This window comes from Kitasatospora sp. NPDC101235, from assembly GCF_044767505.1.
GTDB lineage: Bacteria > Actinomycetota > Actinomycetes > Streptomycetales > Streptomycetaceae > Kitasatospora.
In genome coordinates this window covers 133,647-145,566 of the sequence record NZ_JBIWNZ010000009.1, presented here as the reverse complement: position 1 = coordinate 145,566, position 11,920 = coordinate 133,647, and the positions used below count along the sequence as shown (strand labels likewise).

Here is an 11,920-nt window from a genome sequence, read left to right as displayed (position 1 = left end):
GTAATGCGCACGAGAGCGGAAGGCCCCCTACCTGCACGGATATCCGGCAAAGAACGTAAACATTCAGTAATGAAATCTGTGCAGACCTCTATGAATAGACCTACTGTGTGGCAACTCTCCGCGCTCCACCCACCTCGGAGCCCCCACCCACAGAGAGATCGTTCATGGCTTCCCTCAACCAGGTCTCCTCCCCGCCCGGCCAGAGCACCGGCCCCGACGGGACCCCCCAACGGTCGCTGCGCCGCCACGTCGGCCTCGTCGGCCTCATGTGGGCCTCGGTCGGCTCGATCATCGGCTCCGGCTGGCTGTTCGGCGCGAAGGAGGGCGTGGTGGCGGCCGGCCCGGCCGCCGTGCTGTCCTGGGGCATCGGCACGGTCGCGATCGTGCTGCTCGCGCTCGTGCACGCCGAGCTCGGCAGCATGTTCCCGGTCTCGGGCGGTACCGCGCGCTACCCGCACTACGCCTTCGGCGGCCTCGCGGGGATGTCCTTCGGCTGGTTCTCCTGGCTCCAGGCGGCCACCGTCGCGCCGATCGAGGTCGAAGCGATGATCGGCTACGCCCGGCACTGGCCCTGGGCCGGCGGACTGCTCAACGACAACAACACCCTCACCGCCAGCGGTTTCGCCGTCGCCACCGTCCTCATGGCCGTGTTCGTCGCGGTGAACTTCCTCGGTGTGCGCGTCCTGGCCCGCACCAACAACATCGCCACCTGGCTGAAGATCTTCGTCCCGCTGCTCACCATCTTCGTGCTGGCCGTGACCAACTTCCACGGCTCCAACTTCACCTCGCACGGCTTCGCGCCGTTCGGCGCCAAGGGCGTGCTCGCGGCGATCAGCACCAGCGGCATCATCTTCGCCCTGCTCGGCTTCGAGCAGGCCATCCAGCTCGCCGGCGAGAGCCGCAACCCCAAGCGCGACATCCCCCGCGCCGTGCTCGGTTCGGTCGCCATCGGCAGCCTGATCTACACCCTGCTCCAGATCGTCTTCATCGGCGCGCTGCCCCTGAGCGCCTTCGCCAACGGCTGGGACAAGCTCGACTTCCCCGGCATCGACGGCCCCTTCGCGGGCCTCGCCACCGTGGTCGGCCTCGGCTGGCTGGCCTGGGTGCTCTACATGGACGCCGTGATCTCCCCCGGCGGCAGCGGCCTGATCTACACCACCTCGACCTCGCGCATCTCCTACGGCCTGAGCCGCAACGGCTACGCCCCGCAGAAGTTCGAGGAGCTGGACAAGAACGGCGTGCCGTGGTTCGGCCTGGCCATCGCCTTCGTCACCGGCGTGATCTGCTTCCTGCCCTTCCCGAGCTGGCAGGAGCTGGTCGGCTTCATCACCTCCGCCAGCGTGCTGATGTACGCCGGCGCCCCGCTGGCCTTCGGCGCGCTGCGCCGCCGGCTGCCCGAACGCGAGCGCCCCTACCGGCTGCCGGCCGGCGAGCTGATCTCCCCGGCCGCGTTCGTGGTCTCCAGCCTGATCATCTACTGGTCCGGCTGGCACACCCTCTCCCGCCTGGGCATCGCGATCGTGCTCGGCTACGTCCTCCTCGGCAGCTACGCCGCGTACGCGATCAGGAAGGGCCTGCCGAACGCGCCCCGGCTGAGCTGGAAGTCCGCCCAGTGGCTGCCGCCCTACCTGGTGGGCCTCGGCCTGATCTCCTGGCAGGGCAGCTTCGGGGACGGCACCGGCAACATCCCGATGTGGGACGACATGGCCCTGGTGGCGGTGTTCTCGCTGGTCATCTACTTCTGGGCGATCCGGGTGGCGCTGCCGGCCGAGGCGATCGAGCACGAGGTCTCCGACGTCGAGGTGGTCGACGAGGGCGGCCACTGAGCACCGACGACCGACAGGAAGGGCCCGCCGGCCGTGCGACCGGCGGGCCCTTGCGCATGCGTCAGAGGCTGAGCACCGTCCGCAGCGCCGTGGTGAGCTCGGCCTCCGCGTCCTGCGCCGGGCCGGGCGAGCGCCAGGCGACGAAGCCGTCCGGGCGGACCAGCACGGCGCCCTGCGGGCCGATGCCGTGCAGGGCGGCGAAGTCCGCCCCGGGCTCCGGGGCCAGGTCGTCCTCGGCGCCGTCGCCGATCCGGTAGCCGTCCAGCGGGACCGCCAGCCGGTCGGCCGCGCGCCGCGCGCCCGCCTGCCAGGCGCCGCCCTCGGGGCCGGTGAGCAGCACCATCGCCTGCTCGTACAGGTCCAGGGTGGAGAGCCTGACCCCCGCCCGCAGCAGCCACTGGTGCGGGGCCCGGCTGCCCGGCTCGCCCGCCGCCTCGAACTGCTCGGGGACCACCGGCCCGCTCCGGTCCGCGCCGATCACCGCGCCCACCGGGTACCGGTAGCCGAGCGCCACCGCCAGCACCCCGGCCTGCCGGCCGACGCCCGGCACCACCGAGTAGCCCGGGTGGCTGTGCTCGGCGGAGCGGGCCGAGGCCCGCTCGCCGGTCACCAGGGCCACCGGGCGGCGCTCCTGCCCGTACGTCTCCAGCAGCCGCGGCCCGGCCCAGCCGCACAGGACGGCGGCCATCTTCCAGGCCAGGTTGTGGGCGTCCTGGATGCCGGTGTTGGAACCGAACGCCCCGGTCGGCGACATCTCGTGGGCGGAGTCCCCGGCGAGGAAGACCCGCCCGGTGCCGTACCGCTCCGCCACCCGCTCGGCGGCGTGCCAGGGCGCCCGGCCGGTCACCTCGACGTCCAGCTCCGGCAGCCCGACGGCGGTGCGGATGTGCCGCACGCAGCGCTCGTCGGTGAAGGCCTCCAGCGGCTCGCCGTGCTCGGGGTGCCAGGGCGCGTGGAAGACCCACTCCTCCTGGTTGTCCACCGGCAGCAGTGCGCCGTCCGCCTCCGGGTTGGTCAGATAGCAGGCGATGAAGTGCCGGTCGCCGACCACCTCGGCCAGCCGCTTGGCCCGGAAGGTGATGCTGACGTTGTGGAACAGCTCGCCCTTGCCGGTCTGGCCGATGCCCAGCCGCTCCCGGACCGGGCTGCGCGGGCCGTCCGCGGCGATCAGGAACTCCGAGCGCACCACCCGCTCCTCCCCGCTCTCCCGGCTGCGCAGCACCGACGTGACGCCGGCCGCGTCCTGCTCGAAGGAGACCAGCTCGGTGCTGAACCGCAGGCCGCCGCCGAGCTCTCGGGCCGCCCGCAGGAGCACCGGCTCCAGGTCGTTCTGGCTGCACAGGCACCAGGAACTGGGGCTGAACCGGGCCAGCCTGCCGCCCGGGTCGATCTCCCGGAACAGCCACTCCTGCTCGGCGCCGGTCAGCGAGGGCGCCTGGAGGATGCCGTGGTTGGGGGCCAGGATCGAGGCCGCCTCGCGGATCGCCGGTTCGATCCCGGCCACCCGGTACAGCTCCATGGTGCGGACGTTGTTGCCGCGCCCTCGCGGGTGATGCGAGGTGTCGGCGTGCTTCTCGACCAGCAGGTGTCTGACCCCGAGCCGACCGAGGAAGAGTGAGGCCGACAGCCCGACCAGCGAGCCGCCCACGATCAGGACCGGCACCCGGTCGTCAACCTTCGGATTCATCAATTGCTCCGCCCTGTCAGGGGATTCCGCGGCCCGGCGACTGGGCTCGGCGCCGCCCTCGACGGGGCCCGCTCAGCCGGGGCCCCGCTCTTCCATCCCCCGCCGGCCCCCGCGCGAGGGGGCCCGTGCCGTCCCTTCGCCCGGATGGCCCGCAAATCTCGCGCCGCGCCCGGTGCGCCGCCCACGATCGACCTCAGGCCTGGCGCCGACTCGCCCGGCCGAACCGCCGTCGCACCGCCCTCCCAGGCCGGGGAGCACCCGCCGGGCACGGCCGACACGGCCCGCAGCGTGCGGCCCAGAGCAGAAAGTGGATCATGACAACTCTGTCCGAACCCCAGCCGAAGCAACAGGACGAGGTCGACACCCGGCTGCGGGTGGTGCTCATGCTGGAGATCCAGGACGGCGCCCAGCAGCGCTTCCTCGACGTGTACGAGCAACTGCGCCACCAGGTGGCCTCGGTCCCCGGCCACGTCAGGGACCAGCTGTGCCAGTCGATCAACGACCCGCGCCAGTGGCTGATCACCAGTGAGTGGGAGGACCAGGAGACCTTCCTGGAGTGGGTGGACAGCCCGGCCCACCGGGAGATGGTCAAGCCGATGCACGGCTGCGTCAGCGACAGCTTCCGCTCGCTTCGCTACGCCGTGCTGCGCGAGACCTCGGCGGCCGGCTCGACCGGCACCCGGGCACCGATGGAGGTGCCGCCCGGCCTGCCGCGCACCGCCCCGGCCGGCCACGCCGGCCCGCCCAAGGCCGACCCGGGCCCGGACGGCGTGGTCCGCCACGCGCTGACCTTCACCGTCAAGCCGGGCAGCGAGCCCGAGGTGGCCCGCATCCTCTCCGGCTACGCCTCCCCCCGGGCCGAGGTGGACGAGCACACCCGGCTGCGCCGCACCTCGCTGTTCATGCTCGGCAACCGGGTGGTCCGCGCCGTCGAGGTGATCGGCGACCTCGGCGACGCACTGCGCCACGTGGCGATGCAGCCCGAGGTGCGGGCCGTCGAGGAGGCGCTCAACCCGCACCTGGAGGAGGCCCGCCAGCTCGGCGACCCGCAGGCCGCCCGGGCCTTCTTCGCCAAGGCCGCGCTGCCCGCCCGGCACCAGGCGATCGCCAGCTCCCCCAACTCCGCCCGGCTGCACCGGCACGCCGTGCTCTACCCGGTCCGTCCGGGCCACGGGCAGGCCGTTGCCGAGCTGCTGGCCGAGCACGACAACCTGGCCACCGCCGACCCGACCGGACCGGTCGCGGCGGCCACCGTCTTCCACCGCGAGGACGTGGTGGTGCGCCTGGTCGACCTGCGGGTGCCGGCCGAGGCCGACCCGGCGGCCGCCCTGGGCGTGGCCGACGACCGGCAGGCGGCCGTACTCGCGGGGCTGCTCGACCTCGGCCCGCAGGGCGACCTGCGCACCGCGGCCGGGCTCGGTGCCTTCCTCGCCGCCCGCGCCATGAACCCGGTCACCGACCGCCGTTCCGCCGACCCGACCACCAACTGACGTTCCGTCACCTCACGGCCCCCGGAGGAGCCCACCATGACCACGCAGTACCCACGGATCGTCAGCGTCCACGAAGCGCCGGAGAACCGCCGCCACGGCGCCGAGCTGCGCACCATGCTCACCCCGACCACCTGCGGCGCGACCAGCGGCTTCATGGGCCTGGCGATCGTCAAGCCCGGCGAGCGGATCGGCGAGCACTACCACCCGTACTCCGAGGAGTTCGTGTTCGTCGTCTGCGGCGACCTGGAGGTGGACCTGGACGGGGAGACCCGGCCGCTCAAGCCGGACCAGGGCCTGATGATCCCGATCAACATGCGCCACCGCTTCCGCAACGTCGGCGACACCGAGGCCCGGATGGTCTTCCACCTCGGCCCGCTCGCCCCGCGCCCCGACCTCGGCCACGTGAGCACCGAGGGGACCGCGGCCTCCGGGCCGCCGGAACACGCCAAGGTGGGCTCGTGACCCGGCGCGTCGCCGTCACCGGGATCGGCGTGGTCGCACCCGGCGGGGTCGGTGTCCCGGCGTTCTGGGACCTGCTGACCTCCGGCCGCACCGCGACCCGGGGCATCACGCTCTTCGACCCCACCGGGTTCCGCTCCCGGATCGCCGCCGAGGTCGACTTCGACCCGGCGGCCCACGGGCTGGGCCCGGAGGACATCCAACGGGCCGACCGCTACGTGCAGTTCGCGATGGTCGCGGCCGACGAGGCGATCGCCGACGCCGGTCTGGACCTGGCCGCCGAGGACCCGTGGCGGGTCGCCGTCTCGCTCGGCACCGCCGTCGGCGGCACCACCCGGCTGGAGCACGACTACGCCCTGGTGAGCTCGGCCGGCGCCCGCTGGGACGTGGACCACCGGCAGGCCGAGCCGCAGCTGCACCGGGCCTTCGCGCCCAGCACGCTGGCCTCCGCGGTCGCGGAGCGGACCGGCGCGCACGGCCCGGTGCAGACCGTCTCCACCGGCTGCACCTCCGGCCTGGACGCGATCGGCTACGGCTTCCAGGCGGTCGAGGAGGGGCGCGCCGACATCTGCGTCGCCGGCGCCTCCGACTCCCCGATCTCGCCGATCACCGTCGCCTGCTTCGACGCCATCAAGGCCACCAGCGAACGCAACGACGACCCGCAGCACGCCTCCCGCCCCTTCGACGCCGGCCGGGACGGCTTCGTGCTCGGCGAGGGCGGCGCCGTCCTGGTGCTGGAGGAGCTGGAGCACGCCCGCCGCCGCGGCGCCCGGATCTACGGCGAGATCGGCGGCTTCGCCACCTTCGGCAACGCCTACCACATGACCGGCCTCACCAAGGAGGGGCTGGAGATGTCCCGGGCGATCGACCACGCGCTCGCCCACGCCCGGGTGGACCGCACCGAGGTGGACTACGTCAACGCGCACGGCTCGGGTACCAAGCAGAACGACCGGCACGAGACCGCCGCGGTCAAGCGCTCGCTGGGCGGCCACGCCTTCGAGACGCCGATGAGCTCGATCAAGTCGATGGTCGGGCACTCGCTCGGCGCCATCGGCGCCATCGAGGTCGTCGCCTGCACCCTGGCGCTCGCCCGCGGCGTGGTGCCACCGACCGCCAACTACGAGACTCCGGACCCGGAGTGCGACCTCGACTACGTGCCGCGCACCGCGCGCGAGCTGCCGCTGAGCCACATCCTCTCGGTCGGTAGCGGATTCGGCGGATTCCAGTCCGCCGTCGTGCTCAACAGAACGGGGTGAGTTCCATGACGTCACGTCAGCAGGGCCGCCGGGCCGCGGTCACCGGCCTCGGCGTGGTGGCGCCGAACGGGGTCGGAGCCGACGCCTTCTGGAAGGCCACCAGGCAGGGCGTGAGCGTCCTCGACCGGATATCCCGCGAGGGCTGCACGGGGCTGCCGCTCAGGATCGCAGGCCAGGTGAACGGGTTCGACCCGCAGTCGGCGATCGACAACCGCTTCCTGGTGCAGACCGACCGGTTCACGCACTACGCGATGGCCGCCGCCGACCTGGCCGTCGCGGACGCCGGGTTCCGGCCCGACCCGGAACAGCCCTTCGCGGTCGGCGTGGTGACCGCGGCCGGCTCCGGCGGCGGCGAGTTCGGCCAGCGCGAGCTCCAACAACTCTGGGGCCAGGGACCGAAGTTCGTCGGCCCGTACCAGTCCATCGCCTGGTTCTACGCGGCCAGCACCGGCCAGATCTCGATCCGGGGCGGCTACAAGGGCCCGTGCGGGGTGGTCGCCAGCGACGAGGCCGGCGGGCTGGACGCCCTCGCGCACGCCGCCCGGTCGATCGAGCGCGGCACCGACGCGGTGGTGGTCGGCGCCGCCGAGGCCCCGCTGGCGCCGTACTCGATGGTCTGCCAGCTCGGCTACCCCGAGATCAGCCTGGCCGAGCACGCCGAGCGCGCGTACCTGCCGTTCACCGAGCAGGCCTGCGGGTTCTCCCCCGCCGAGGGCGGCGCGATGCTGCTGCTGGAGGACGAACGGACGGCCCGCCTGCGCGGCGCCAGCGTCCGGGCGCTGCTGGCCGGGCACGCCGCCACCTTCACCGGGGCCTCCCGCTGGGAGGAGTCCCGGGAGGGACTGGCGGCCGCGATCCGGATCGCGATGGACGAGGCCCGCGTCGCGCCCGAGGAGATCGACGTGGTCTTCGCGGACGCCCTCGGGGTGCCGGCCGCCGACCGGGCCGAGGCCCTGGCGCTGGTCGACGCGCTCGGCCCGACTGCCGAGCAGGTCCCGGTCACCGCACCCAAGACCGGTACGGGGCGGGCCTATTGCGGCGCCCCGATGCTCGACGTGGCAGCCGCCGTACTGGCCATGGAGGACGGCCTGGTGCCGCCCACCCCCAACGTCACCAAGGTCTGCCACGACCTCGCCCTGGTGACCGACCGCGCCCGCCCGACCGAGCTGAACACCGCGCTGGTGCTCAGCCGCGGGCTGATGGGCTCCAACTCCGCGCTGGTGCTCCGGCGCGCGCAACCCTGAACCACCCGTCACATCTTCGAAGGGACACCCTGTGAACAGCACCCTCAACTATCCCGAGCTCGCCACCCTCCTCCAGGTCCGGGCCGGGGTCGCCGTCGACCCGGGCGACCTGGCGCGGCCGGGCGCGGAGTTCGAGGCGTTCGGCATCGACTCGCTCGGCCTGCTCGGCGTGGTCGGCGAGCTGGAGAACCGGCACGGCCTCAAGGTCACCTCGGGCGCCGAGTCGGCCAAGACCCCGGCCGAGTTCCTGCAACTGGTCAACTCCTCCCTCACCGCGAAGGCTGGTGCCTGAGATGCCCGGACACACCGACAACGAGATCGTCATCGCCGCCCCGCTCGACCTGGTCTGGGAGATCACCAACGACCTGGAGAACTGGCCACAGCTGTTCAGCGAGTACGCCTCGGTGGAGGTGCTGGACCGGCGGGGCGACCTCGTCCGGTTCCGGCTCACCATGCACCCGGACGAGAACGGCCAGGTGTGGAGCTGGGTCTCCGAGCGGGAGACCGACCGGGACGCGCTCTCGGTGCGCGCCCGCCGGGTCGAGCCCGGCCCGTTCGAGTTCATGGAGATCCGCTGGGAGTACGCGGAGGTGCCGGCCGGCACGAAGATGCGCTGGATCCAGGACTTCGCGATGAAGCCGACCGCCCCGGTCGACACCGAGGGCATGGTCAAGCACATCAACCGGAACTCGAAGGTCCAGATGCAGCTGATCCGGGAGAAGGTCGAGAAGCGGGCGGCGGAGCTGTGACCGGCGTCCACCGGGCGCTGATCGTCGCCCGGATGAAGCCCGAGGCCGCGCCGGACATCGCCGAGGTGTTCGCCGAGTCGGACCAGGGCGAGCTGCCGCACCTGATCGGTGTCACCGGCCGCAGCCTCTTCCAGTTCGGCGACGTCTACCTGCATCTGATCGAGGCGGACCGCCCGCCGGGCCCGGCCGTCGCCAAGGTCGTCGGGCACCCCGAGTTCCGGACCGTCAGCGACCGTCTGACCGCCTACGTCCAGGCATACGACCCGGCCACCTGGCGGGAGCCGAAGGACGCGATGGCGCGGGAGTTCTACCGCTGGGACCGCTGATCCGGCGACTCCCCGATGGGCCCGCCCCCGGCAGTGCGCCGGGGGCGGGCCCATGTATGCGCTCCGGCCCGTGGACGCCCCGCGACCGGCCGGGGAGCGGATCGGATTCACCCGGATCGCGCTCGGCACCCGAGTGAACACACCCGGGACTCCACCCAAAGGGCGCACGCTCCGTGCCGCTACGGCCACGCTCCGGTGGCAGGCGGCCGCGCAGTGGGTGACGGTAAATCAGGCGCCTCCTCCGCGGGTCCCTTTGTCCGGCATCGTGCCGGCGGTCGCGGTCCTGCGCGCCGGAAGGATCATCCTCATGCGTTCTACACGCACGCTGCTCACCGGGGCGGCCGTCGCCGCCGTCCTGACCGTCGGTACCCCCATGGCATTCGCCGACGGCGCCCCAACCCAGGACAAGAACCTCACCTGGCAGGAGAAGTCCGAAGCCTCCGGGGGCGACGAGGAGCACAAGGGCGGCAACGAACACAAGGGCTCCGACGAGGGCCGTGGCAACGAAGGCCGTGGCAACGAGGGACGCGGCAATGAAGGCCGTGGCAACGAGGGACGCGGCAATGAAGGCCGTGGCAACGAAGGCCGCGGGAATGAAGGCCGCGGGAATGAAGGCCGTGGCAACGAAGGCCGCGGGAATGAAGGCCGCGGCAACGAGGGACGCGGCAACGAAGGCCGCGGCAACGAGGGACGCGGCGACGAGGGCCGGGGCAACGAAGGCCGCGGCAACGAAGGCCGGGGCGAGGACAACAAGTCCCCGCACGGCGGCGTGCACGCCGGTGGCGGTGGTACGGCGTCGACCGGCGGCGGGCTCGCCTCCGGCGCGGTGCTGCTGCTCGGTGGCCTCGGAGTCGGCGCGTACGCCCTGCGCCGCGGCCGCCGTACCTCCGGCGCGGTCGTCTGACGCCTGACGTCCTGCTCCCGCCGCCTCCGGGCGCCACCCCAGACGGGGCGGGCGAGCCGGGGGCGGCGGGCCCGTCGTGGAACCGGTTGAGCGGAGGACAGGAATGACGGACGGTTCCGCCACTGGAATTCCCCGACTGCTGCGCGTGGGGATGGGCGCGACAGCGGTCGGACTACTGCTGATCTTCAACTCGGTGGACACCGGGCCGGGCACCAACCGGGCGGAGAGCCAGCCGGCTCCCCCGGCTGCCGCCGCACCGGCCGTCCCCGGGCCGCCGGATGCCGTGCACCCGGTCCCGGCAGCACCAGCAGTGCCGGCAGCACCGGCAGCACCAGCTGCCGTGCCGCAGGCGCCGGTGCTGGGGCGCGCCCAACCGACCCGGCTGCGGATCCCGCAGATCGCCGTCGACGCGCCGTTCACCGAGCTGACCCTGGACCCGGCCGGTCGGCTCAACGCGCCGCCACCGGACGACAAGAACCTGGTCGGCTGGTACCGGGACGGCGTCACCCCGGGCGAGCGCGGCAGCGCGATCGTCGCCGGGCACGTGGACACCGCCAAGGGCCCGGCGGTGTTCCTGCTGCTGAAGCTGCTGCGGCCGGGCAACAAGGTCGAGGTCAACCGTATGGACGGCACGGTCGCGGTGTTCTCGGTGGACTCGGTGGAGATCTTCGCCAAGGACGCCTTCCCCGACCAGAAGGTGTACGGCAAGGTGCCGGACGCCCAGCTGCGGCTGATCACCTGCGGCGGCGCCTACGACAAGAAGCGCCGGGACTACCGGGACAACGTGGTGGTCTTCGCGCACCTGGAGTCCTCGCACAAGGCCTGACCCGGCTGACGCGGACGACCGCCGGCCCCGTGAGTCGGGGACCGGCGGTCGTCCGTGCGTACGGCGGTGGTTCAGCCGTTCACGGTGGCCTCGAAGGCGTGCAGGTAGGGGTTGACCGGGCGGACCGCGACGACCGTCAGCCCGGCCTCCGTCATCAGCCCGACCATGCTCTCCTCGGAGTGCTTGGCGCCCCCCACGTTGAGCATCAGCATCAGGTCCATGGCGGTGGTGAAGCGCATCGAGGGGCTGTTGTCGACCAGGTTCTCCACCACCACGACGCGGGCGCCGGAGCCGGCCGCCTTCACCACGTTGGTGAGGGTGCGGCGGGTGCTGTCGTCGTCCCACTCCAGGATGTTCTTGATGATGTAGAGGTCGGCACGGACCGGGATCTCCACCCGGCAGTCTCCCGGCACCAGTCGGGCCCGGGCGGAGAACACGCCGCCCTTCTGGAGCCGGGGGTCGGCGCCGGCCACCACCTTGGGCAGGTCGAGCAGGGTGCCGTGCAGCGCGGGGTGCTTCTCCAGCAGACTTGCCAGCACGTGGCCCTGGCCGCCGCCGATGTCGGCCACCGAGTCGATGCCGGTGAGGTCCAGGTACTCGGCGAAGTCCTCGGCGGACTGCCGGCTGGAGGTGGTCATCGCCTTGTCGAAGACCTTCGCCGAGTCACCCGCGTCGCTGTGCAGGTAGTCGAAGAACTCCTTGCCGAACAGCTCGGGGAAGACGTTGCGGCCGGAGCGGACCGCCTCGTCAAGTCTCGGCCAGGCCTCCCAGGTCCACGGCTCGGTGCACCAGAGGGAGATGTAGCGCAGCGAGTTGGGGGCGTCCTCCCGCAGCAACCGGGACATCTCGGTGTGCTCGAAGCGGTCGTCGCCGCTCTCCACGAAGATCCCGTAGCAGGTGAGCGCGCGCAGCAGACGGCGCAGCTGTCGGGGCTCGGTGTCGAGTACGGCGGCGAGGTCGGTGACGGTCGCCGGGGTGTCGCCGAGCGCGTCGGCGACGCCGAGCCGGGCGGCCGCGCGGACGGCGGCGGCGCAGGCGGCGCCGAAGACGAGCTCGCGCAGGCGCATCGCGGGCTGGGGACTGGTGTGGGCGGGTGCGGTGGTCATGGCTGGGTTCCTCGGGTCCTTGGGAGTTCCTGGGGCAGCGGGCGGCG

The 11,920-nt window shown here is 72.7% G+C and carries 12 protein-coding genes; 10 read left to right on the top strand and 2 right to left on the bottom strand.

The window, feature by feature from the left end:
• The first annotated feature begins 164 nt into the window (after positions 1-164).
• Positions 165-1,826, top strand: a complete 1,662-nt coding sequence (locus tag ACIRRH_RS17615; protein WP_403067665.1) for an APC family permease — start codon at positions 165-167, stop codon at positions 1,824-1,826.
• A 61-nt stretch (positions 1,827-1,887) separates the two neighbouring features.
• Here the strand turns inward: ACIRRH_RS17615 and ACIRRH_RS17610 are convergent, their stop codons facing one another.
• On the bottom strand, positions 1,888-3,513 hold the full coding sequence (locus ACIRRH_RS17610) for an FAD-dependent oxidoreductase (RefSeq protein WP_403067663.1): 1,626 nt from the start codon (positions 3,511-3,513) through the stop codon (positions 1,888-1,890).
• A 314-nt stretch (positions 3,514-3,827) separates the two neighbouring features.
• Here ACIRRH_RS17610 and ACIRRH_RS17605 point away from each other — a divergent pair, with 314 nt between their 5' ends.
• The 9 genes from ACIRRH_RS17605 to ACIRRH_RS17565 all read left to right on the top strand — a co-directional run bounded on the left by ACIRRH_RS17605 (position 3,828) and on the right by ACIRRH_RS17565 (position 10,767).
• Positions 3,828-5,003 carry a SchA/CurD-like domain-containing protein gene (locus ACIRRH_RS17605; RefSeq protein ID WP_403067661.1) on the top strand — a complete coding sequence of 392 codons (1,176 nt, stop codon included), beginning with the start codon at positions 3,828-3,830 and terminating at the stop codon, positions 5,001-5,003.
• 36 nt (positions 5,004-5,039) lie between these two features.
• Positions 5,040-5,465, top strand: a complete 426-nt coding sequence (locus ACIRRH_RS17600; protein WP_403067659.1) for a cupin domain-containing protein — start codon at positions 5,040-5,042, stop codon at positions 5,463-5,465.
• Positions 5,462-6,718 (top strand): beta-ketoacyl-[acyl-carrier-protein] synthase family protein, encoded by a 1,257-nt coding sequence (locus tag ACIRRH_RS17595; protein WP_403067657.1) that lies wholly within the window; start codon positions 5,462-5,464, stop codon positions 6,716-6,718. Before ACIRRH_RS17600 ends, ACIRRH_RS17595 begins: the two co-directional genes overlap by 4 nt.
• Positions 6,719-6,723: 5 nt before the next feature.
• Positions 6,724-7,962 carry a ketosynthase chain-length factor gene (locus ACIRRH_RS17590; protein WP_403067655.1) on the top strand — a complete coding sequence of 413 codons (1,239 nt, stop codon included), beginning with the start codon at positions 6,724-6,726 and terminating at the stop codon, positions 7,960-7,962.
• A gap of 31 nt (positions 7,963-7,993) precedes the next feature.
• Positions 7,994-8,254 (top strand): acyl carrier protein, encoded by a 261-nt coding sequence (locus ACIRRH_RS17585; protein ID WP_403067653.1) that lies wholly within the window; start codon positions 7,994-7,996, stop codon positions 8,252-8,254.
• 1 nt (position 8,255) lies between these two features.
• Positions 8,256-8,711, top strand: a complete 456-nt coding sequence (locus ACIRRH_RS17580; RefSeq protein WP_403067651.1) for an SRPBCC family protein — start codon at positions 8,256-8,258, stop codon at positions 8,709-8,711.
• On the top strand, positions 8,708-9,037 hold the full coding sequence (locus ACIRRH_RS17575) for a TcmI family type II polyketide cyclase (protein WP_224282871.1): 330 nt from the start codon (positions 8,708-8,710) through the stop codon (positions 9,035-9,037). The genes ACIRRH_RS17580 and ACIRRH_RS17575 overlap by 4 nt, the downstream gene beginning before the upstream one ends.
• Before the next feature lie 307 nt (positions 9,038-9,344).
• The gene (locus tag ACIRRH_RS17570; RefSeq protein ID WP_403067649.1) at positions 9,345-9,941 is read left to right on the top strand and encodes a hypothetical protein; all 597 of its coding nucleotides are present in this window, start codon (positions 9,345-9,347) and stop codon (positions 9,939-9,941) included.
• 103 nt (positions 9,942-10,044) lie between these two features.
• Entirely contained in the window at positions 10,045-10,767 is a 723-nt protein-coding gene (locus tag ACIRRH_RS17565) for a class F sortase (protein ID WP_403067647.1), read from the top strand.
• A gap of 71 nt (positions 10,768-10,838) precedes the next feature.
• Here the strand turns inward: ACIRRH_RS17565 and ACIRRH_RS17560 are convergent, their stop codons facing one another.
• Entirely contained in the window at positions 10,839-11,873 is a 1,035-nt protein-coding gene (locus tag ACIRRH_RS17560; protein WP_403067645.1) for a methyltransferase, read from the bottom strand.
• Between the last annotated feature and the right edge of the window lie 47 nt (positions 11,874-11,920).